Source organism: Streptomyces sp. NPDC017095 (genome assembly GCF_044332325.1).
Classification (GTDB): domain Bacteria; phylum Actinomycetota; class Actinomycetes; order Streptomycetales; family Streptomycetaceae; genus Streptomyces.
Genome location: NZ_JBIROU010000016.1, coordinates 121,791 through 142,493, shown reverse-complemented (window position 1 = coordinate 142,493; position 20,703 = coordinate 121,791). Strand labels below are relative to the sequence as shown.

Here is a 20,703-nt window from a genome sequence, read left to right as displayed (position 1 = left end):
TGCTCGAACAGGGCCGGACGTTCACGGGAATTGCGCGGGACGTCCACGGACGAGTGGCGGCCGGCAAGTGATCGCTCAGAGCGAACACCGCTTCGGGAACATTGGGAGCCGCCAGAACATTGAGTCGGCATAGCTCAAGTTGACTGCCTAAGGGGAGATCATGGCTGCTGAGTCACCGGCGTTCACGCTGACCCTGCCCGTGCTGCCGCTCGACGACGAGGTCGTACTGCCCGGCATGGTGGTGCCACTGGACCTGAGCGACGCCGAGGTGCGGGCCGCGGTGGAGGCCGCGCAGGCCGCCGCCCGTTCCGAACCCGGCAAGCCCAGGGTCCTGCTGGTGCCGCGGATCGACGGCACCTACGCCAAGACAGGTGTCCTCGGCACGGTGGAGCAGGTCGGACGGCTGGCCGACGGTGACCCCGGGGCCCTGGTCCGCGGCCGCAGCCGGGTCCGTATCGGCGCCGGCACCACCGGACCGGGCGCCGCGCTCTGGGTCGAGGGCGCGAGCGTCGGGGAGAGCGTGCCGGAGCCGCTGCCGGGCCACGTCGCCGAACTGGTCAAGGAGTACAAGGCGCTCGCCACCACCTGGCTGAAGAAGCGCGGCGCCTGGCAGGTCGTGGACCGCGTCCAGGCCATCGACGACGTGTCCGCGCTGGCCGACAACTCCGGCTACTCGCCGTTCCTGACCACCGACCAGAAGGTCGAACTGCTGGAGATCGCCGACCCGGTGGCCCGGCTCCGGCTGGCCACCCAGCAGCTGCGCGACCACCTCGCCGAGCAGGAGGTGGCCGAGACCATCGCCAAGGACGTCCAGGAGGGCGTCGACAAGCAGCAGCGCGAGTTCCTGCTGCGCCGTCAGCTCGAGGCCGTCCGCAAGGAGCTGCGCGAGCTGAACGGCGAGAACTCCAAGGATTCGGCCGAGGAGAGCGACGACTACCGCGCCCGCGTGGAGGCCGCCGACCTGCCGGAGAAGGTCCGCGAGGCCGCGCTGAAGGAGGTCGACAAGCTGGAGCGCGCCTCCGACCAGTCGCCCGAGGGCTCCTGGATCCGGACCTGGCTGGACACCGTCCTGGAGATGCCGTGGAACGAGCGGACCGAGGACGCGTACGACATCCAGGGCGCCAAGGCGGTGCTGGACGCCGAGCACGCGGGCCTGGAGGACGTCAAGGAGCGCATCACCGAGTACCTGGCCGTGCGCAAGCGGCGCGCGGACCGCGGCCTGGGCGTCATCGGCGGGCGGCGCGGCGGTGCCGTGCTCGCCCTGGTCGGCCCGCCCGGCGTCGGCAAGACCAGCCTCGGCGAGAGCGTCGCCCACGCGATGGGCCGCAAGTTCGTCCGGGTCGCCCTCGGCGGCGTCCGCGACGAGGCCGAGATCCGCGGCCACCGCCGTACGTACGTCGGCGCGCTGCCCGGCCGGATCGTGCGGGCCGTCAAGGAGGCCGGCTCGATGAACCCGGTGGTCCTGCTGGACGAGATCGACAAGGTGGGCTCCGACTTCCGGGGCGACCCGGCCGCCGCCCTGCTCGAAGTCCTCGACCCGGCGCAGAACCACACCTTCCGGGACCACTACCTGGAAGTCGAGCTGGACCTGTCCGACGTGGTCTTCCTCGCCACCGCCAACGTCCTGGAGGCCATCCCGGAGGCCCTCGCCGACCGGATGGAGATCGTCCGCCTGGACGGCTACACCGAGGACGAGAAGATCGTCATCGCCCGCGACCACCTGCTCCCGCGCCAGCTGGAGCGGGCCGGCCTGGACCGGGCCGAGGTCACGATCGACGACAGCGCGCTGCGCAAGCTGGCCGGCGAGTACACCCGCGAGGCGGGCGTGCGCACCCTGGAGCGGTCCCTCGCCCGGCTGCTGCGCAAGGTCGCCGCCCAGCACGAACTGGGCGAGCGGGAGCTGCCGTGCACGGTCACCGACGGCGAGCTGCGCGGGCTGATCGGCCGGCCGCACCACGTGCCCGAGTCCGCCCAGGACCCGGCCGAGCGCCGTACGGCCGTCCCCGGCGTGGCCACCGGGCTCGCGGTCACCGGCGCCGGCGGTGACGTGCTCTTCGTGGAGGCGTCCCTGGCCGACCCGGAGACCGGCGCGGCGGGCCTGACCCTCACCGGTCAGCTCGGGGACGTGATGAAGGAGTCCGCGCAGATCGCGCTGAGCTTCCTGCGCAGCCACGGCGCCGAGCTGGAGCTGCCGGTGGCGGGTCTGAAGGACCGGGGCGTGCACATCCACTTCCCGGCGGGCGCGGTGCCCAAGGACGGTCCGAGCGCGGGCGTCACGATGACCACGGCCCTCGCCTCGCTGCTCTCCGGCCGGCTGGTCCGCACCGATGTGGCCATGACCGGCGAGGTCTCGCTGACCGGGCGGGTGCTGCCGATCGGCGGCGTGAAGCAGAAGCTGCTCGCCGCCCACCGCGCCGGGGTGACCACCGTGATCATCCCCAAGCGCAACGAGCCCGACCTGGACGACGTCCCGGCCGAGGTGCTGGACACGCTGGAGGTGCATACCGTGGCCGATGTCCGCCAGGTCCTGGAGCTGGCTCTCGCGCCCGCCACGAGCGCCGCGGAGCCGGAGGTTCCCGTGGCGGCGTGACGGACGTCACGGGACGGCGGGGCCCGGGTTCCCTGAGGGAGACCCGGGCCCCCGTCGTGCGCCCGGAACGCCCCCGGCCGGCCGGCCGGGGGCATCGCGCGCGGCCGGGCGGTGCCTCAGCCGTTGGCGAGGGCCTGCACCCGGTCCAGGGCGCCGTTGAACTTGTCGTGGTCCCCGACCGTCGGCCCGGAGGAGGTGTACTGCCACATCGTGTAGTACGACCAGCCGGCCGGCAGCGTGCCCGGGTCGGCGGCGTAACGGGCGATCCACAGCGGGTTGTTCACCGCGAAGCCGCCGTAGTTGCCGGTGCACTGGGTCCACCAGCTCGTGGCCGTGTAGATCACGGGGTCCCGGCCGGTGCGGGCCTTGTAGGCGGCGAGGAAGTCGGCGATCCAGGCGACCATCTGGCTCGCGGTCTTGCCGTAACAGGCGGCGCCGTAGGGGTTCCACTCGATGTCGAGGGCGCCGGGCAGGGTCTTGCCGTCGCGGGACCAGCCGCCGCCGTGGTCCACGAAGTAGTTGGCCTGGGTGGCGCCGCTGGTGGTGTCCGGGGTGGCGAAGTGGTAGGAGCCGCGGATCATGCCCACGTTGTAGGCGCCGTTGTACTGCTGGGCGAAGTACGGGTTCGTGTAGTACGTGCCTTCCGTCGCCTTCGTGTAGGCCCAGCGGACCCCGCTGCCCCACAGGGTGGACCAGGCGACGTTGCCCTGGTAGCCGGAGACGTCCACGCCCTCGGTCTGGGTGGCGTCGCCCGTGCTGGGCGTGCCGTCCCGGCCGTCGTGGGCGAGGACGCCCATGCCCATGTAGGCGGAGCCGCGGGCGGGCGTGCTCGCGGCCTGCGCGGAGGCGAGCGGGAGCGTGAGGGACAGGCCCGCGGCCAGTGCCGTGACCACGACGGCGAGCCGGCGCGGGGAGCCGAGGGTGATGCGGCGGGAGAGGCGGGGGCGGGTGCGGCGGGCGGAACCGGGTCTGAGCACGGTCATGACGTGCCTCCGGGGAGGGGAGCGGGGAAGCGGGCGGGGTCGTGGGGGGCTGACCGCGTGCCACTGGCGTGGGCATGCCATTCGTCGCGTGATAAAGAAGCTACGCACGTAGATGACGGCGTGGAAGGGGGTCCGGACGACGCCGTTGGTCTACGCCTGCGAAATACTGGCGGAGCTGCGGTGATGGCGACGTGTGACAGAAACTTTCAGGACTGCGAAACCGATCAGGGGTGCTGACGTGCACGAGGACGCAAACGACGGCGCGCTGCGCGCCGCCGGCCAGGCGACGCCCAGTGGTGCAGACCAGGAATTCCTGTCGCTGGAGCGCGAGTTGACCGTACTGCTGCGGCGCGCCCGGGCCAGCCAGGCGGAGATGGCCCGGGAGGTCCACCCCGACCTGGAGTCCTCCGCGTACGGCCTGCTCATCCGGCTGGACGAACTGGGCGGCCAGCGGGCCACGGAACTCGCCGCCTACATCGGGGTCGGCAAGGCCACCATGTCCCGCCAGTTGCGCGCCCTGGAGGAGCTGGGCCTCGTCGCCCGCGAACCCGACCCGGCCGACGGCCGCGCCTGGCTCGTCACCCTCACCGAGGAGGGCAGCCGCCGCGTCGGCACCGTCCGCGAGGCCCGCCGCGCCCGCTACGTCCGCCAGCTCGCCCACTGGGACCGCCGCGAGGTCTCCGAACTGGCCCGGCTGCTGCACGAGCTGAACGGCGTCATGGCCAGATGACCGCCCCGCCGCCGGCTCCCCGCGCCCGTGCGGGCCCGGCCGGCCGCCCGGCCGCCGCACGCCCCGGGGCGCCTCACAGCTCCGCGTAGACCACCGTCGCGTCGTCGTGCGTCTTGCCCCGCCCCAGGAACGCCCGCCGCTCGCGGTCCGCCGCCTCCAGCTCCCGCACCCGCTCGACCAGCGACCGGGCGCCCTCCTTGGCGACCACCTCGAACAGGGCCGTCCAGTCGCCCGCGCCGAACGTCTCCGTCCAGCGGGCCGCGCCGTCCGTCAGCGCGGCCAGCGCCCGGACCGCGTGCCGGGGCAGCACCCCGGTGACCGCGCGCGCGTGGACCGCCGGATCGGCGGCGGCCGTGAAGAAGCCGCCCTCCTTGTTGCGCAGCCGCGTGTCGACCAGGGACTCCGTGGCCAGCGCGGCGGGCGGGAGCCGGGCGAGCCGGTCGTCCAGCACCGGGGTGACCCCGCCGTCGGGCCCGCACAGCAGCAGCGCGGCGTCGGACAGCACCAGGTACTCGACCTCCGCGGCGGACCAGCGGGCCAGGGCGACGGTTGCCTGAGGCGTCCGCGGGTGAGAAAGGTCACAGGTGTCCGCATGGGCGTCGGCGGTACGCCGGATCGCCCGCGCGAGAATCTCCGCCAGCGTCAGATCTCGGCAGGAAACGGTCAGTTCGGTCAGCGCACCGCCCAGCCGCGCCGTGAACCAGTGCACGGAATGCAGACAGCCCGTCCCGCCCCGGGGCGGGGTCACTCCGTCCAGGACGATCGCGCAACCTCCCTGTCCGCAGGCGGGTAGTCCGACACCGGCGAAGTCCTCGTTGGGGCGGCCCGGGGCGCCGGGTTCCGAAACAAGATCAGTGCGCATCCGGCCAGTCTGCACGAGCCCTTCACATGGCGCGCCAACGGCCGGCAAGGACCGGTGGAATTCCGCGACCTCGCAGGTCAGACGCCTGATTTGGGGGAGAATGGGGCAGTCCGGGAAGGCGTGGTGGCGAATACTGCCAAAGCCTGCCGCGCGCGTCCAACCGGCCCGCCGCGGGGGAGCCGGGCACACGCCAGAGGAACTTGCCCGCCAACTCCCCTCCGATGTTCACTCCTTCGGGTGGCGGGTCAGGTGATGCGCGACCACTGCCCACCGGCGCTGGGAGGGTCGGGAACCATACGAACCGGGTGTACGCACCACCTGGCACCGAGCTGACGGGGTGCCACCCGGACCCCTGGGTAGACGAGTTCAGGAATGCGAGCACCGGTGCAGAAAAAGCGGCCTCGGCGCACAGGCAGTCAGACGGCCCCCGCGGGGACCGTCCCCGAGACACCCATGGGCACCGGTCGCCCCCGCCATGTGCGCACCCGGCTGATCGTCGCCGTCGCCGTGGTGGCCGCCGCCGTGGCCGGGGCCGGCGCGCCCGCGCTGCTCGGCGCCTCCGGGGACGTCGGCGACTCCCAGGAACTGGTGACGCTCGCCGTCCGCACCCAGGACGCGCTGACGCTCGCCCACTCGCTGGCCGACGAACGCGACCAGGTCACCTCCTACGTCGCGGCCGGCCGCCCCAAGTCCAAGGCGCCCTCCGAGGACCGCAGCGCCCGCGTGGACCGGCAGGTCCAGGAGCTGCGCGCCGACACCGACACCCCGGCGGACCTGCGCACCGCCCTGGACCGCATCGGCGCCGTCCGCCGCGCCGCGCTCACCGGCAAGGACGACGCCCTCCAGACCCACCAGGCGTACACGGCGGCCATCACCGAGCTGCACCGGCTGGCCGAGCAACTGGCCGAGCGGACGCCGCCGCGGGCCGGTTCCGGCGCGCACGCCCTGGCCGAGCTGGACTCCGCCGTCCAGCAGTCCGCGGCCGCCCGCGGCCTGCTGCTGGCCGCGCTGAACGTCCCGGGCGGCACCCAGACGGTGACCGACCCCGTCACCGGCCTGCCCACCACGACCGCCACCGGCACCGACGAGGACCGCAAGCGGCGCGACGCGCTCACCGCCGCCGCCCAGCAGGCCCGGCTGCGCGCCGACGCGGCCCTCGCCGGCTTCCGGGACACCGCGCCCAAGGCGGCCGTCGACTCCTATGACTCCACCGTCACCGGCGCCGAGGTCAACTCGGCCGAGAAGTACCTGGCCGCGCTCACCGACGAGCCCACCCTCGCCGACAGCGAGCTGACGACCAGCGCCAAGAAGCTGGACGCGGCCCTGTCCGCCCGCGTCGACCTGATGCGCGGCGCCGAGTCCGCGCTCTACGACCACCGCACCAAGGACCTCGAGAAGCTGCGGGACGACGACGTCACCGCCCTGGAGGTCCGAGTCGCCGTCCTCGGCGTCCTGCTGCTGGTCGCGGTCGGTGTCGCCACCGCCATGGCCCGCACCCTGACCCGCCCGCTGTCCGTCCTGCGCCGCGGCTCGGCCCGCCTGGCCGGGGCCGAGGACCCCACGGCCCAGGAGCCGATCGCCTTCACGGGCCGCAACGACGAGTTCGCCCAGGTGGTCCGCTCGGTCAACGCCCTGCACGCGCACGCCGTCGCCCTGCACGAGCGGGTGGGCACCCTGGAGACCGACCGCAAGCACCTGGTGGGCCAGCGGCAGAAGATGGCCGACGCCCGCGAGGAGCTGCGCGCCGAACTCGCCGAGTCCGCCGCCCAGCTGGAGCGGCTGCGCACCAGCATCGGCTCCACCTTCGTCAACCTCGCCCTGCGCACCCTGACCCTGGTCGAGCGCCAGCTCGCGGTCATCGAGGGCCTGGAGGAGCGCGAGCAGGACCCCGAGCGGCTCGCCACCCTCTTCAAGCTGGACCACTTCGCCACGGTCATGCGCCGGCACAGCGAGAACCTGCTGGTCCTCGCCGGCACGGAGCACGTCCAGCAGCACCCCGGCCCGGTGCCGCTGGTCGACGTGGTCCGGGCCGCGGTCAGCGAGATCGAGCGCTACGAACGCGTCCGTATCGCGGCCCTGCCGCCGCACGCCCACGTGGCCGGCTTCGCCGCCGACGACCTCTCCCACCTGCTGGCCGAACTCATGGAGAACGCCACCGCGTTCTCCCCGCCCGAGCTGCCGGTGGAGGTCTCCGGCTGGCTGCTGGAGTCGGGCGAGGTCATGCTGTCGGTCCAGGACGAGGGCATCGGCATGGCGAAGGAGCGCCTGACCCGCCTCAACGCCCGCCTCGCCGCGTTCGACCCCGGGTCCGTCCACGACCACGAGGACGGCGACGGCGTCGGCCTCGGCCTGTACGTCGTGGCCCGCCTGGCCCACCGCCACGGCGTCCGCGTCCAGCTGCGCGAGCAGAAGCAGGGCGGCACCGCGGCGGTGGTGGTCCTGCCGGCGCAGCTCCTCACCGAGGCCCCGCCCGCCGCGCTCCCGCCGCAGGCCGCGGCCCTTGGCACCACGGGCACCCTCACCCTGCCCGGCGTCGACGCCGAGGCCAACTCCAACGTCCTGCACGCCCGCGCCAAGGACCCCCTGGTCACCCTGGCCGAACAGGCCGTACGCCAGGCGGAGTCCGCTGACGCGGCCCCGGCGGAGCGGCCCGCCCACGAGCAGGCGGCCCGGCCCGCCCGGGACACCGAGACCCGTCCGAAGGCCCCGGCGGAGACCTACGCCGAGACGACGATGGAACTGCTGCTCCCGGAGGCACCGCCGGAGCACCCGGCGGCCGCCGGCCAGGACACCCCCCGCGAGCCGGCCGCATCCGACGACGACAACCGCACGGAGGGCGGGCCGGGACACCCGGCCGCCGACGACGCGGCCGGGGCGCGGACACCCGCCGATGCACCGCCGGCCGCCGAACCCGCCGAGCCGGAGGAGCGGCTCACCAGCAAGGGTCTTCCCAAGCGCACACCCAAGATCACCGCCCCCACCGCCCCGCCCCGCCAGCGCGGCACCGGCGTCGACGCCGAGGCCCTGCGCCGCCGGCTCGGCGGCTTCCGCCGCGGTGCCGAGGCCGGCTACCGCGACGTGGAGGTGGAGATCGCCGAGAAGACGGCCGGCCACCGGCGGCCGGCCAGCTACGCACACGCCGAAGAAGCCACGGGGGGCACAGCCGAGGAGGCAAGCAGTTGACCGCGCCCACTACTTACGGACTGAGCAGTGAAGCCCGTAACCTGCACTGGCTGCTGACCAACCTGGTCGAGGAAGTACCCGGCATCCAGTCCGTCGCCGTGGTCTCCTCGGACGGACTGCTGCTGCTGTCGTCCGATCCGGCCCACGCGGAGCAGTCCCGCGCGGCCGGTCCGGCGAAGGGCCCGCGCGGCTCCTCCGCCGACCTCGCCACCATCGTCTCCGGCATCGGCAGCCTCACCGTGGGCGCCGCCAAGGTGCTGGACTACGGCGGGGTGAGGCACACGATGGTCGCGATGGACGAGGGCAGCCTGTTCGTGATGTCGATCAGCGACGGTTCGCTGCTCGGCGTGCACGGGTCCGCCGAGTGCGACATGAGCGTCGTGGCGTACCACATGGCCCTGTTCGTGGGCCGTGCCGGGCACGTCCTGACCCCGGAACTCCGCAGCGAGCTGCGGAAGTCCATGGAGACCGAGCCGGCCGGGGGCAGCCGATGAGCGGCACCCCGGACATGGCCGGCAAGCGCCACCTCCCGGTGCGCGGCGGGGACCGCAAACCCGCCCGCGTCCGCCCCTACTCGCTCACCGGCGGCCGTACCCGCTTCGGCCACGTCCTCCTGGTGGAGACGTTCGTGGCGGCGCTGGAGGCCCCCGAGGAGCGCAAGGAACTGACGAACGGCGGCCTCGCCACCCGGGTGATGCCGGAGATGCGGGCCATCGTCGAACTGTGCCGCCGTATGCGCACGGTGGCCGAGATCGCCGCGCTGCTGAAGATGCCGCTCGGCGTGGTCCGCGTACTCCTGAGCGATCTCGCGGACCAGGGAAAGATCCGTGTGTACGGCACCGGGACCGGTCACGGTACCGGCCGCCCGGACCGCGCGCTGCTGGAAAGGGTGCTGAGTGGACTCCGCCGTCTCTGACGCCGCCTCCGTCGGAGGCACGCCCCTCGTCGCCGGGTTCGCCGAGCCGGACGAGGACCTGAAGTCCTGGCAGACGGACCGGACCCGCGCTCCCATCGCGACCAAGATCGTGGTGGCCGGCGGCTTCGGCGTCGGCAAGACCACCCTGGTCACCTCCGTCTCGGAGATCACGCCCCTGCAGACCGAGGCGCTGATGACCGAGGCCAGCGAGGACACCGACGACCTGTCCGCGACCCCGGACAAGCTCACCACCACCGTGGCCATGGACTTCGGCCGCATCACGCTCGACGACGACCTGGTGCTCTATCTGTTCGGCACACCGGGCCAGCAGCGTTTCTGGTTCATGTGGGACGACCTGGTGCGCGGCGCGATCGGCGCCGTCGTCATGGCCGACACCCGCCGTCTGAAGGACTGTTTCCCGGCGCTGGACTACTTCGAGAGCTGCGGGCTGCCGTACGTCGTGGCGGTGAACCACTTCGACGGCAGCGAGCGGTTCGATCCGGCGGACGTGCGGGAGGCGCTGACGATACCCGTGCACGTCCCTGTCATGATCATGGACGCGCGGCGGCGGATCTCGGCCATCGAGACCCTCCTGGCGCTGGTCGGCCACGCGCTGACCGAAACCCCCGAGTAGTCCTGTTAGGAGCCCTCACCCGCATGCGGAAGATACTCGTCGTGGGAGCCGGCCAGTCCGGCCTCCAGCTCGCCCTCGGCCTCCAGTCGCACGGCTACGAGGTCACCCTGATGTCGAACCGGACCGCGGACGAGATCCGTACCGGCCGGGTGATGTCGACGCAGTGCATGTTCCACACCGCGCTCCAGCACGAGCGTGATCTCCAGCTGAACTTCTGGGAGTCCCAGGCCCCGAAGATCGAGGGACTCGGCGTCTCGGTCGCCGCACCGGGCTCGCACGACCCGGGTCCCACCCAGCGGGCGATCGACTGGGTGGGCCGGCTGGACGGGTACGCGCAGTCGGTCGACCAGCGGGTGAAGATGGCCGGCTGGATGGAGACCTTCGCGCAGCGCGGCGGCCAGCTCGTCATCCACGGCGCGGCCGTCGGCGACCTCGACTACTTCTCCCGCGCCTACGACCTGGTGCTGGTCGCGGCCGGCAAGGGCGAGCTGGTGTCCATGTTCGCCCGCGACCCCGAGCGCTCCCCGTACAGCGAGCCGCAGCGGGCGCTGGCGGTGGCCTACGTCCACGGTCTCGGCCCGCGCCCCGAGCACCCGGACTTCGACGCGGTCCGCTGCAATCTGGTCCCCGGTGTCGGCGAGCTGTTCGTCATGCCGACCCTGACCAACTCCGGCCGCGCCGACATCCTGTTCTGGGAGGGCATACCCGGCGGCCCGCTGGACGCCTTCCGCGGGGTCAAGGACCCGGCGGAGCACCTCTCCCTGACCCTGGAACTCATGGAGCGGTTCACGCCCTGGGAGTACGCGCGGGCCACGAAGGTGGAACTCACCGACGCCGGCGGCACGCTGGCCGGCCGCTACGCCCCGACCGTGCGCAACCCCGTGGGCCGGCTGCCCGGCGGCGGCCTGGTGCTGGGCGTGGCCGACGTGGTCGTCGCCAACGACCCGATCACCGGCCAGGGTTCCAACTCGGCGTCCAAGTGCGCGGCGGCGTATCTGGCGTCGATCCTGGAGCGGGGCGACCAGCCGTTCGACGAGGAGTGGATGCGGCAGACGTTCGACCGCTACTGGGCCACCGCGCAGCACGTCACCAAGTGGACGAACGCCATGCTGGCGCCGCCGCCGGAGCACGTGCTGAACCTGATCGGCGCGGCGGGACAGCTCCAGCCGGTGGCGGACCGCTTCGCCAACGGCTTCAACAACCCGGCTGACTTCGAGGACTTCTTCTTCGACCCGGACAAGGCGGCCGCCTACCTGGGCTCGCTCACCGGGGCCTGACCGCCGCCCCCGCCTGCGGGGCCGGGCCGTACGGCGCCGAGCACCGGGTAGGAGGCGAGTGGTGCGACCGTGACCTTCTCGCCCGGCCTCGGCGCCTGGACGACCTTGCCGTCCCCGACGTACAGGGCCACGTGCGTGGCCTCGGGGAAGTACACGACCAGGTCGCCGGGGCGCAGCCGGTTCAGCGGCACCTTCGGCAGCCGGCGCCACTGCTCCTGGCTGGTGCGCGGGATGGGCGTGCCGGCGTGGGACCACGCCTGTGAGGTGAGGCCCGAGCAGTCGTAGGCGTCGGGGCCCTGCGCGCCCCACCGGTACGGCTTGCCGAGCTGCGCCATGGCGTAGCCGACCGCGCGCCGCGCCCGCGGTCCGGCCGGCCGGTCGTCGGGCAGCGCGCCCGCGGTGGCCAGGCGCCGCTGGGCCGCGGCGACGCCCTGCTCCTCCAGCCGGGCCACGGCCGCGAGCTGCTCCGGGGTGAGGTGGGCCAGCAGACGTTCCACGCCGGCCAGCCGGTCCCGCACCTCGTCGCGCTGCCGCCGCTGCCGGCCGGCCAGGCCGAGCTGAGTGTCCAGGGCCTTGCGGGCCGCGCGGGCCAGCGCGTCCTTGCGCTTCTCCGCCTCGGTCAGCAGGACCACCGTACGGGCCCGTTCGCGGGCCAGTTCGCCGATGACGTGGCCCTCGTCCAGCGCGTGCTGCGGGTCGGGCGCGAACAGCAGGCGGACGTAGGGGCCGAGGCCGTCGCCGCTCTGGTACTGCTGGCGGGCCAGCCGGCCGGCGTCGGTCCGGTGGGCGCCTAGGGTGAGCCGGGCGCGGACCAGTTCGGCGTCCAGCCGGGCCACCTCGGCGCGCTGCCGCTCCAGCTTCTCCGTCGTGGCGTTGTAGGTCTCGGTGGCCTGCTCGGTCTGCCGGTACAGCCGCTGGAGGTCCGTCAGCAGCCGGGCGACGGACGGCTGCGGGTCCGGCGCGGCGGCGGCGGACACGGGTGCGAGGACGGCCTGGGCCGCCACCGCGGCCGTGCCGGCCAGACGCAGGAGCATTCCTGACACGTCATCACCTCCGGGCGGGCGGGGGCGGGCTCTCCGCCTTCCGTCGCACGGTGATAATCAGACGTGACGGTGATCATCCGATGTCCCGGCACACCCTGGGGGCCGAGCCTGGGCGGTCCGGCCCAACGCTGTCACCCGTCCGTGTCACCCGGCTTGCCCGACGGCGCCGGGCGGGGTCGGGACCAGGGCCACCGGAGCCCGCCGCCGGACCGGTCGTCCGGGTCGTAGCGGTACTTCCAGCCCTGGACCAGCCCCAGCCTCCTGCTGTGCCCGCGCGGCTCCCGCCGGTAGACGAGCACCGTGGGCGGGCCGCCGTCCGGGTCCGGGACGGGGATGCGGTACGTCTTCGGCGGGTGGCCGGTGGGGCCCAGCAGGACGGGCAGCACGCGCCCGTCCATGGGGCCGCCCTCGAAGGGGGTGTCCTGGCTCTTCACGGGTTCAGTCTCGGCCATCCCCGGCGAGCGCGCCGACGAGCGCGGCGGTCTGCGGATCGCGGCCCGCGGTGACCGTGAGGACGGCCACGAACTGCTCGACCAGCCAGTCGCGCAGCTCCCCGGCCGGCGGCTGCTTCTCCTCGTCCAGCCAGATCAGGGAGGCCGCCTCCACCGCGGTGATCCACATCCGGACGGTCATGCGCAGCCGGGGACCGGGCCCGGTGACGCCCAGGTGCCGGTAGATGTGCTCGGCGGCGGACCGGCGCACCCCGTCCACGAGGGCGGTGGTGCGCGAGGTCTCCACCACGCTGCCGCCCTGGAGCAGCGCGCTGAAGCCGGCGCCGTGCCCGTCGACGAAGGCCAGATAGCGGTCCAGGGCGCGGGACAGGCGGGGCAGCAGCGGGCCCTCGTGCGGCTCGTCGAAGCACTGGCGCAGCTCCTCGGCGGCCGACCCCAGCGCGGCCTCGTAGAGCTGCTGCTTGCCGCCGGGGAAGTACCGGTACACCAGCGGCCGCGACACCCCGGCCGTCTCCGCCACGTCGTCCAGCGACACGTCCTCGGGCGCGCGGTGCGCGAAGAGGGAGAGCGCGGCGTCGAGGAGCTGGCTGCGCCGCTCCTCGACGCTGAGCCGGCGGTACGCGGGAGTGGCCGACGGGGTCATGACGGCCAGCCTAATCGCCGCGGGCGCGCGGCGGCCCCGGTGCCCGCGCGGTTCCAGGCGCCCTGGCGGCGGGACCGCCGGACCTACGCCAGCAGGCCCGACGACCGCCACAGGCGGCGGCCCGCGCCCCGCAGGACGCCGATGTCGTCCAGGAAGTCGGTGAGCCGCTTGGCACCGGTCTGCATGATCTCCCGCCGGTGCGCGCTCGCCTTGACCTGCGCCATCGCCTCCCGCTTGTCCAGGCCCACGTTCGTGTAGACCTCGGGGTTCACGAAGGCGACCGAGAACACCCGGGCGAACTCGCCCGACGTGATCCGGGTGAACTCCTGCGACCACTTCGGCGCGGTCATCATCTGGCGGCGCAGCTCCTCACGGGCGTACCGGACGTGCCGCGCCTCCTCCACCACGTGGATCCGGGTGACGCCCCGGACCAGCGGCTGGATCCGCTCGTCCGGGAAGGTCAGCCGCTGCATCCAGTCCAGCACCTCCTCGCCGAGCAGCGTGGCGGTGAAGGAACCGGGCGTGGTGGAGATGGTCTTGAACAGACGGCCGAGGTTCTGGTGGGCGCGGCTCACCGGGTACCAGGGCGTGCCGCCGCGCGCGATCAGCCGCGCGAACATCTTGGAGTGCCGGCACTCGTCCTCGATCTCGGTGAGGGCGTAGCGCACGTGCGCGCTCGTCGCCGCCTTGTCGTAGATGTGCCGGACGAGCAGCTGCATCAGGATGAGCTCGAACCAGATGCCGAGCGAGGCCAGCGCCGCGGCCTCGTGCCGGGAGAGCAGGATGCGCTGCTCCTCGCTCATCCGCTGCCACATCGGGGTGCCGTACAGCGACACCAGCTCCGGCGGCCAGAACCACTTGCCCTCCTCGAAGGGCGCGTCCCAGTCCAGCTCCTTGTCCGGGTCGAAGGAGTGCTTGGCGGAAGAGACGAGCAGCCGTTCGGCCACTTCTTCCCGGTCCTTGAGCAGGCCGAGCGCGTCGCGCAGGCCGTCCAGCGCGTCCGCTTCCGTCAGGGTCGTCATGGCTCCCTCACCTCGTTACCCGGGGGTAGTAGTCCTGCCTCTTATGAGACTGCCTGTCAGCAAGACCGTCAATCCCTTGCGCACGACTTGTTGGCCCGGCGTGTGCGCCGGTTCCGCGGGGGGCGCGGTGCCGGGCGGGCCGCCCGGGTGCAGTAGCGTTTCGGCGTGTCCATGCCTCCTCCGCAGCAGCCGCCGTACCCGGGGCCCTACGGCCAGCAGCCTGCGCAGGCCGCGCCCGGCCCGTACGGACCGCCGTACCCCCGGCAGGCGCCCTACCCGCAGCAGCAGCCGTACCCGGCCCCGCAGCCGTACCCGGCCCCGCAGCCGTACCAGGGCGGGCAGCCGTATCCGGCCCCGCAGCCCTATCCGCCGCAGACGCCGTATCCCGCCTGGGGCGGGCCGCCGATGGGGCCGCCGCCGAAGAAGCGCCGGACCGGACTGGTGCTCGGCATCGTGGGCGGTGTCGTCACGGCCCTCGTCGCCGGCTTCGTGGTGCTCGGCGCGGCGCTCGACAGCGGTTTCCCGGCGGCGGAGCACGAACTCGCCCTGCCGCACAGCCTGCTCGGCACCGAGTACACCCTCGCCGAGGACCTCTCCGGCACCAAGGGCAAGGAGGTCGAGGACGAGGCCGACGGCGCCTGGGGCGTCAAGGACGTCCACGCCGTCGTCGGCCGCTACAGCCCGCCCGGCGACGGCTCCCGGGCCGTGCTGCTCGTGTCCGGCATGTACGGCCGGTTCAAGAACACCGGCTCGATCCGCCGCAACATGCTCAAGGGCGCCGCCGAGGCCGAGGGTGTGACGGTGGAGCGCCCCGCGCGCGACGTCACCCCGTCCGGCGCCGACACCCCCGTGAGCTGCCAGGTGCTCAGCCAGAAGACCGCCGCGGCCACCCTGACCTACGGCGTCTGCGCCTGGGCGGACGGCAACACGGCGGCCGTCGTCGGCGAGGTCGACGGCTCCGTGCGCGACCCCGCCGACGTGGACCTGGCGGACGCCGCCCGGACCACCGTGCGGATCCGCTCGGAGATGCTCCGGCCCGCCGGCTGACCCGGGGCCTTCCGTGCGGAGCGTGCCGGGTTCGGCCCGGAACGACAGGCCCCGGCGCTCACCGGCCGAGCACGGCCCGCATCACCTCCCGCGCGATCGGCGCCGCGTTCCCGGCGCCGCTGATCTCGCCCCGGTCCGCCGACGCGTCCTCCACCACCACCGCGACCGCCACCCGCGGTTCCGGCGCGTCCTCGGTCCGCGCCCAGGACACGAACCAGGCGTACGGCACCCCGGTGTTGCCGACGCCGTGCTGGGCCGTGCCGGTCTTGCCGCCGACCAGCGCGCCCGGGATGGCCGCGTTGGTGCCGGTGCCCTCCCGGACCACCCCGGCCATCAGCTCCGCCAGCCGGGCCGCGGTGGCCGGCCGCATCACCTGCCGGCCCGGCCGGGCCCCGCCCCCGGCGAACGGCTCGCCGCCGTGCCGCGTGGTCCGCTCCACCAGGTACGGCGGCCGCAGCAGACCGCCGTTGGCGACCGCCGCCGTGACCATCGCCATCTGCAACGGCGTGGCCCGCGTGTTGTACTGCCCGATCGAGGACAGCGCGAGCTGCGCCCGGTCCACCCGGGTGTCGAAGGTGCTGGGCGCCACGGAGAAGGGGATGCGCAGGCTCGTGTCGTTGAACCCGAACGCCTGCGCCGTGGTCGCCATGTCCCGCACGCCCACGTCCACGCCCAGCTTGGCGAAGACCGTGTTGCAGGACCACTCGAAGGCGTCCCGCACCGAGGCGTCCGCGCAGCCGTCGCCCTCGTTGGTCAGCCGCGTGGCGGTGCCGGGCAGCCGGTAGGGGTCCGGGGAGTCGGTCCGCTCGTCCAGGTCCGTGACCAGGCCCGCGTCCAGCGCCGCCGCCGCGGTGACCACCTTGAACGTCGAGCCCGGCGGATAGGTCTGCCGCACCGCCCGGTTGAGCATCGGCTTCTCCGGATCGCTGTTGAGCCGGGCCCACGCCGACGCCACCGCCTCGTTGTTTCCGGACAGCTCCGCCGGGTCGTACGACGGGCTGGTCACCAGCGCCAGGACGCGGCCCGTGGCCGGCTCCACCGCGGCCACCGCGCCCTTGCGCCCGGCCAGCCCCCGGTACGCGGCCTCCTGCGCCCGCCGGTCCAGCGTCGTGACGACGTCACCGCCGGGGTTCAGGGCGCGTGTCACGTCGTTCCACAGCGGCAGCGGCGCGAGCATCGGATCGCTCCCGGACAGCACCGCGTCCTCGGTGTGCTCCAGCAGCGTGGTGCCGTAGGTCTGCGAGGAGAAACCGGTGACCGGCGCGTACAGCGGGCCGTCGGCGTAGGAGCGTTCGTAGCGCAGCTGCTCGCCGGTGTCCACCGACCCGGTGACCGGCCGGCCGCCCACCAGGATGTTCCCGCGCGGCTGCTGGTAACGGGCGATGGCGGCACGGCGGTTGGCCGGGTTGCCGGTGTACTCGCCGGACTGCACGACCTGCACCCGGGTGGCGTTGGCGAGCAGGGCCGCCAGCAGCAGGGCGCAGAACACGCAGGCGTGCCGGATGTACCGCCCCATCGGCCGCCCGCCGTACCCGGTCACGGGGCCTCCCGGCCGTCGTACTGGCTGCGCGCGGAGTCGCTCACCCGGACCAGCAGCGCCACGATCGCCCAGTTGGTGACCACCGAGGAGCCGCCCTGGGCGAGGAACGGCATCGCCATGCCGGTCAGCGGGATCAGCCCGGTGACCCCGCCCGCGATCACGAACACCTGCAACGCCACGATCGAGGCCAGCCCGACCGCGAGGAGCCGGCCGAACGGCTCGCGCAGCGCGAGGCCCGCCCGGTAGCCGCGCTCCACCAGCAGCGCGTACAGCAGCACGATCGCCGCCAGACCCGCGAGCCCCAGCTCCTCCCCGGCCGTCGCCAGGATGAAGTCCGACTTCGCGGCGAAACCGATCAGGATGGAGTGGCCGAGCCCGAGCCCGGTGCCGAGGATCCCGCCGGCGGCGAAGGCGAACAGCGACTGGGAGAGCTGGTTGGGGCCCCGCCCGGCCTCGATGGTGGCGAACGGGTGCAGCCAGTCCTCGATCCGCCCGCCCACATGCGGTTCGAGACGTCCGACTGCTACGGCGCCGAGCACGGCCAGCAGCAGCCCGACCGCGATCCAGCCGGTGCGCCCGGTGGCGACGTAGAGCAGCACCACGAACAGGCCGAAGAACAGCAGCGAGGTGCCGAGGTCCCGCTCCAGCACCAGGACGCCCACGCTCACCAGCCAGATCGTCAGGATCGGCCCCAGCACCCGCCCGGTCGGGAACTGCAGCCGCCACAGCCGGCGGCCGGTGTAGGCCAGCGCGCTGCGGTTGGCGGCCAGATAGGCGGCGAAGAACACCGCGAGCAGCACCTTCGCGAACTCCCCGGGCTGGATGGAGAACCCGGCGAGCCGGATCCAGATCCGGGCGCCGTTGACCGCCGGGAACAGGATCGGCGCCGCCAGCAGGACCAGGGCGGCCACCACGCACACGTACGCGTACCGCTGGAGCACCCGGTGGTCGCGCAGCACCAGCACGACCGCGATGAACAACCCCACCCCGAGCGTGGACCACACCAGTTGGGTCGGGGCCGCCTGGTCGCCCGGCGTCTCCAGGTCCAGCCGGTAGATCAGCACCAGCCCGAGCCCGTTGAGCAGCACCCCGATCGGCAGCGGCAGCGGATCGGCGTACGGCGCCCGGATGCGCACCGCGACATGCGCGAACAGGGCGAGCACACCGAGCCCGGCGCCGTAGCCGACGGCGCCGGGCGGGACGGTGCCGGCCCGGGCCAGCCCCACCGCGCAGTAGCCGTACACGGACAGCAGGACGGCGAGCACGAGCAAGGAGAGTTCGACGCCCCGGCGCCGGGGGAGGCGTGCGGCACGCGGCGGAGCGGGGGCCGCCGCCACGGTGGTTCCGGCCTTCGTCATGCCCGGAACCTACCGAAATGGGGCGCCTCGTGCGGGGAGCGCGGGGCCTTATCGCCCTACGGCTTCGGCCGCGGGGGCACGACCAGCCACGACGGCCCGCCTACGTGGCGCGTGGCTTCGCGGATTTGTCCCGCCGGTCGGTGGGTGCGCGTGGCGCCTGGGTTCCCGGATGGGCCCCGGCCGTCGGCGGGTGCGTGTGGCGCGTGGGTTCGTGGATCGGTCGCGCTCGTCGGTGGGTGTGCGCGGGGTCTAGGGTTCCGGGCCGGGCGGGGTCGCCGGCAGCCGCAATGTGGCGATCGCGCCCCCGTCCGCCGCGTTGGCGAACTCCAGCGCGGCGCCCAGCACCTCCGCCTGTCCCGCCGCGATGGTCAGTCCGAGCCCGTGCCCCGTCGCCCCGCCCTCCGTGCGGAACCGCTGCGGCCCGTGCGCGACCAGGTACTCCGGATACCCGCCGCCGTGGTCCCGCACCGTCACCACCGGCCCGTCCACGGCCAGCACCACCGGAGGCGCCCCGTGCCGGTGCGCGTTGGCCACCAGATTCCCCAGCACCCGCTCCAGCCGCCGCCGGTCCGTCTCCACCCGGGCGTCCCGCAGGACCCGCACCTCGGTGTCGGTGCCCGAGGCCCGTACCACCCGCGCGGCCAGCGCTCCCAGCTCCTCGGTGCCGACCTCCAGCCGCTCCCGCCCGGTGTCCAGCCGGGAGATCTCCAGCAGGTCCTCGGTGAGCGTGCGCAGCGCCGCCACCCGGTCCCGCACCAGCTCCGTCGGCCGCCCCGGCGGCAGCAGCTCGGCCGCCGCGTGCAGCCCGGTGAGCGGGGTGCGCAGCTCGTGCGCCACGTCCGCGGTGAACCGCTGCTCGCTCAGCAGCTTGCCCTGCAAGGAGGAGGCCATCGTGTCCAGCGCGCCGGCCACCGCGGCGACCTCGTCCTGCGGGCGGGACGGGTCCCTCGTCCGCGGGTCGTTCACCCGGGCGTCCAGATCGCCGGCGCTGATCCTGCGCGCCACCCGCGCCGTGCCGTGCAGCCGCCGGGTCACCCGGGTCACCGCGAACACGCCGACCAGCACGGTGGCCCCGATCGCGAGCACCGACGACCACAGGATCGACTGGTCGAGACCGGCGATGGTGCGGGCCTGCTGCGAGTAGTCGACCTCCACGGCCAGCGCCCGGTGCCCGGTCACCGGGCCCGCCGCCCACATGGTCGGCCGCCCCCGGTAGGTGGCGACCATCGTGCCGCGCTGCCCGGCCACCGCCAGCGCGCGCAGCGGCGCGGGCAGCCCCGCGGGGTCCACCCCGGCGCCCTGCCGGAGCGTGTCCCCGGCCTCGTACGCCCCGGTGGCGTCCGCCAGCCGGGACAGCGCCAGGTCACGGGCCTGGCCGACCGTCTGGTTGGTCACCGAGACATGGACGAGGACGCCGAGCAGCGCGGCCAGCGCACAGCACATCACCGTGATGAACGCGGCGGCCTTGACGGCGAGGGCCCCGGCCCAGGAAGGCAGCGCGAACCTCATCGCGCACCCGGGAGACCGGCGGACGACGAGGCGGAGGACGGGGGTGGGGCGGAGGGCGAGGCGGAGGGCCGGGCCGACGGGGACGGTGTCCTGCCGTGCCGGCCGTCGCCGACGTGCAGGTACTCGTCGCGGGAGAACACCATCGCGCGCTGGCCCGGGTCCCACACCCAGGTGGTGCGGTACTCGTAACCGGAGATGTCGGCGGGGGAGCGCTCGATCAGCGCCCGTCCGGCCAGTTCCACCCCGGTGATCGCGTCGTTGTCGGCCAGCACCTGCACCAGCCGGTGCCGCTCGACGGTGTAGACCCGTACCGCCGTCTGGTTGGTCGGGTACAGCCGGAAGCCGAGCGTCAGATCCGCCCGGCCGTCCCCGGTGAGGTCCCGGTAGTACGGCTTCAGCAGCGGACACCGGGCCCGGTCGCCGCCCGGCCGGCACTCCTTCATCCGGTCCACGGTGGCGTGGTACGCGCCCTTGGACCCGTACTCGTCGGGGCGCGCCGCCAGCTCCGCCGCCACCACGTCCACCGGATCCGCCCTCCGGATGTCGTCACCGGGCACCGTGACGCCCTTGACCGTGCGCCGGGTCGCCACGTCGTACGGATAGGCCGGGCTGGACGCCGGCCTAAGGTCCGGCCACAGCCGGACCGGGCCGACGGCGGTCGCGGTGGGCCCGGCGCCGTGCAGCGCGCCGGTGTCCCCGCAGGCCGTCGCCGTCACCGACAGCAGGGCGACGACGGCCAGGAGGAGAGCGGTGCGCGCGGGACGACGGTCTGGCATCCCTACATTCTGACGGACGTCTGCATTCTGACGGACGTCTACTTTGTACTGCTTCGGCGTGCTGCTCCGCGATGGCTCTTCGCTCCGGTGGTTCTTCGCGTCGCCGGCTCGTCGCGTCGCCGGGCCGTCGCGCCGGCT

18 protein-coding genes are annotated in these 20,703 nt (G+C 73.8%); 8 read left to right on the top strand and 10 right to left on the bottom strand.

What is annotated here, in order from left to right:
- The first annotated feature begins 160 nt into the window (after positions 1 to 160).
- Positions 161 to 2,590, top strand: a complete 2,430-nt coding sequence (gene lon / locus ACH4OA_RS28155; protein ID WP_397971814.1) for an endopeptidase La — start codon at positions 161 to 163, stop codon at positions 2,588 to 2,590.
- Between the two features lie 116 nt (positions 2,591 to 2,706).
- On the opposite strand, the gene ACH4OA_RS28150 is transcribed toward lon, so the two are convergent.
- Entirely contained in the window at positions 2,707 to 3,573 is an 867-nt protein-coding gene (locus tag ACH4OA_RS28150; RefSeq protein WP_397940178.1) for a lysozyme, read from the bottom strand.
- Positions 3,574 to 3,811: 238 nt separating this feature from the next.
- Between ACH4OA_RS28150 and ACH4OA_RS28145 the strand changes: the two genes are divergently transcribed.
- Positions 3,812 to 4,303 carry a MarR family transcriptional regulator gene (locus tag ACH4OA_RS28145; RefSeq protein ID WP_365878037.1) on the top strand — a complete coding sequence of 164 codons (492 nt, stop codon included), beginning with the start codon at positions 3,812 to 3,814 and terminating at the stop codon, positions 4,301 to 4,303.
- 73 nt (positions 4,304 to 4,376) lie between these two features.
- Here the strand turns inward: ACH4OA_RS28145 and ACH4OA_RS28140 are convergent, their stop codons facing one another.
- Positions 4,377 to 5,165, bottom strand: coding sequence for a protein phosphatase 2C domain-containing protein (locus tag ACH4OA_RS28140; protein ID WP_397948528.1), 789 nt, complete (start codon positions 5,163 to 5,165; stop codon positions 4,377 to 4,379).
- Positions 5,166 to 5,549: 384 nt separating this feature from the next.
- Between ACH4OA_RS28140 and ACH4OA_RS28135 the strand changes: the two genes are divergently transcribed.
- The 5 genes from ACH4OA_RS28135 to ACH4OA_RS28115 are packed head-to-tail and all read left to right on the top strand — an operon-like array spanning position 5,550 to position 11,175.
- On the top strand, positions 5,550 to 8,348 hold the full coding sequence (locus tag ACH4OA_RS28135; protein ID WP_397971811.1) for a nitrate- and nitrite sensing domain-containing protein: 2,799 nt from the start codon (positions 5,550 to 5,552) through the stop codon (positions 8,346 to 8,348).
- Complete coding sequence (locus ACH4OA_RS28130) at positions 8,345 to 8,842, top strand: roadblock/LC7 domain-containing protein (RefSeq protein WP_365878043.1); 498 nt, start codon at positions 8,345 to 8,347, stop codon at positions 8,840 to 8,842. Before ACH4OA_RS28135 ends, ACH4OA_RS28130 begins: the two co-directional genes overlap by 4 nt.
- Positions 8,839 to 9,264, top strand: a complete 426-nt coding sequence (locus ACH4OA_RS28125; RefSeq protein ID WP_365878045.1) for a DUF742 domain-containing protein — start codon at positions 8,839 to 8,841, stop codon at positions 9,262 to 9,264. The genes ACH4OA_RS28130 and ACH4OA_RS28125 overlap by 4 nt, the downstream gene beginning before the upstream one ends.
- Positions 9,245 to 9,898: an ATP/GTP-binding protein gene (locus ACH4OA_RS28120; protein WP_365878047.1), complete on the top strand. Its 654-nt coding sequence runs from the start codon at positions 9,245 to 9,247 to the stop codon at positions 9,896 to 9,898. The genes ACH4OA_RS28125 and ACH4OA_RS28120 overlap by 20 nt, the downstream gene beginning before the upstream one ends.
- A gap of 23 nt (positions 9,899 to 9,921) precedes the next feature.
- The gene (locus ACH4OA_RS28115) at positions 9,922 to 11,175 is read left to right on the top strand and encodes a styrene monooxygenase/indole monooxygenase family protein (protein ID WP_397940171.1); all 1,254 of its coding nucleotides are present in this window, start codon (positions 9,922 to 9,924) and stop codon (positions 11,173 to 11,175) included.
- On the opposite strand, the gene ACH4OA_RS28110 is transcribed toward ACH4OA_RS28115, so the two are convergent.
- The 4 genes from ACH4OA_RS28110 to ACH4OA_RS28095 all read right to left on the bottom strand — a co-directional run bounded on the left by ACH4OA_RS28110 (position 11,148) and on the right by ACH4OA_RS28095 (position 14,335).
- Positions 11,148 to 12,218, bottom strand: a complete 1,071-nt coding sequence (locus ACH4OA_RS28110; RefSeq protein WP_397971808.1) for a C40 family peptidase — start codon at positions 12,216 to 12,218, stop codon at positions 11,148 to 11,150. The two genes, ACH4OA_RS28115 and ACH4OA_RS28110, sit on opposite strands and share 28 nt — an antisense overlap.
- A gap of 131 nt (positions 12,219 to 12,349) precedes the next feature.
- On the bottom strand, positions 12,350 to 12,652 hold the full coding sequence (locus ACH4OA_RS28105; protein WP_397940168.1) for a hypothetical protein: 303 nt from the start codon (positions 12,650 to 12,652) through the stop codon (positions 12,350 to 12,352).
- A gap of 4 nt (positions 12,653 to 12,656) precedes the next feature.
- The gene (locus ACH4OA_RS28100; RefSeq protein ID WP_397940166.1) at positions 12,657 to 13,313 is read right to left on the bottom strand and encodes a TetR/AcrR family transcriptional regulator; all 657 of its coding nucleotides are present in this window, start codon (positions 13,311 to 13,313) and stop codon (positions 12,657 to 12,659) included.
- 83 nt (positions 13,314 to 13,396) lie between these two features.
- Positions 13,397 to 14,335 (bottom strand): diiron oxygenase, encoded by a 939-nt coding sequence (locus ACH4OA_RS28095; protein ID WP_397971806.1) that lies wholly within the window; start codon positions 14,333 to 14,335, stop codon positions 13,397 to 13,399.
- 171 nt (positions 14,336 to 14,506) lie between these two features.
- Between ACH4OA_RS28095 and ACH4OA_RS28090 the strand changes: the two genes are divergently transcribed.
- Positions 14,507 to 15,382, top strand: a complete 876-nt coding sequence (locus ACH4OA_RS28090; RefSeq protein WP_397971883.1) for a hypothetical protein — start codon at positions 14,507 to 14,509, stop codon at positions 15,380 to 15,382.
- Between the two features lie 58 nt (positions 15,383 to 15,440).
- On the opposite strand, the gene ACH4OA_RS28085 is transcribed toward ACH4OA_RS28090, so the two are convergent.
- The 4 genes from ACH4OA_RS28085 to ACH4OA_RS28070 all read right to left on the bottom strand — a co-directional run bounded on the left by ACH4OA_RS28085 (position 15,441) and on the right by ACH4OA_RS28070 (position 20,565).
- On the bottom strand, positions 15,441 to 16,898 hold the full coding sequence (locus ACH4OA_RS28085; protein WP_397971881.1) for a peptidoglycan D,D-transpeptidase FtsI family protein: 1,458 nt from the start codon (positions 16,896 to 16,898) through the stop codon (positions 15,441 to 15,443).
- Between the two features lie 20 nt (positions 16,899 to 16,918).
- Positions 16,919 to 18,280, bottom strand: coding sequence for an FtsW/RodA/SpoVE family cell cycle protein (locus tag ACH4OA_RS28080; RefSeq protein ID WP_365879530.1), 1,362 nt, complete (start codon positions 18,278 to 18,280; stop codon positions 16,919 to 16,921).
- A gap of 249 nt (positions 18,281 to 18,529) precedes the next feature.
- Positions 18,530 to 19,789, bottom strand: coding sequence for an ATP-binding protein (locus ACH4OA_RS28075; RefSeq protein ID WP_397940164.1), 1,260 nt, complete (start codon positions 19,787 to 19,789; stop codon positions 18,530 to 18,532).
- Positions 19,786 to 20,565, bottom strand: coding sequence for a hypothetical protein (locus tag ACH4OA_RS28070; RefSeq protein ID WP_397971803.1), 780 nt, complete (start codon positions 20,563 to 20,565; stop codon positions 19,786 to 19,788). Before ACH4OA_RS28070 ends, ACH4OA_RS28075 begins: the two co-directional genes overlap by 4 nt.
- Between the last annotated feature and the right edge of the window lie 138 nt (positions 20,566 to 20,703).

Bases quoted from the DNA above. Each gene is read 5' to 3' on its own strand.
- ACH4OA_RS28075 (WP_397940164.1), bottom strand. From the start codon at position 19,789: ATGAGGTTCGCGCTGCCTTCCTGGGCCGGGGCCCTCGCCGTCAAGGCC.
- ACH4OA_RS28140 (WP_397948528.1), bottom strand. From the start codon at position 5,165: ATGCGCACTGATCTTGTTTCGGAACCCGGCGCCCCGGGCCGCCCCAAC.
- ACH4OA_RS28090 (WP_397971883.1), top strand. From the start codon at position 14,507: ATGCCTCCTCCGCAGCAGCCGCCGTACCCGGGGCCCTACGGCCAGCAG.
- lon (WP_397971814.1), top strand. From the start codon at position 161: ATGGCTGCTGAGTCACCGGCGTTCACGCTGACCCTGCCCGTGCTGCCG.
- ACH4OA_RS28125 (WP_365878045.1), top strand. From the start codon at position 8,839: ATGAGCGGCACCCCGGACATGGCCGGCAAGCGCCACCTCCCGGTGCGC.
- ACH4OA_RS28115 (WP_397940171.1), top strand. From the start codon at position 9,922: ATGCGGAAGATACTCGTCGTGGGAGCCGGCCAGTCCGGCCTCCAGCTC.
- ACH4OA_RS28070 (WP_397971803.1), bottom strand. From the start codon at position 20,565: ATGCCAGACCGTCGTCCCGCGCGCACCGCTCTCCTCCTGGCCGTCGTC.
- ACH4OA_RS28085 (WP_397971881.1), bottom strand. From the start codon at position 16,898: ATGGGGCGGTACATCCGGCACGCCTGCGTGTTCTGCGCCCTGCTGCTG.
- ACH4OA_RS28150 (WP_397940178.1), bottom strand. From the start codon at position 3,573: ATGACCGTGCTCAGACCCGGTTCCGCCCGCCGCACCCGCCCCCGCCTC.
- ACH4OA_RS28080 (WP_365879530.1), bottom strand. From the start codon at position 18,280: ATGACGAAGGCCGGAACCACCGTGGCGGCGGCCCCCGCTCCGCCGCGT.
- ACH4OA_RS28095 (WP_397971806.1), bottom strand. From the start codon at position 14,335: ATGACGACCCTGACGGAAGCGGACGCGCTGGACGGCCTGCGCGACGCG.
- ACH4OA_RS28100 (WP_397940166.1), bottom strand. From the start codon at position 13,313: ATGACCCCGTCGGCCACTCCCGCGTACCGCCGGCTCAGCGTCGAGGAG.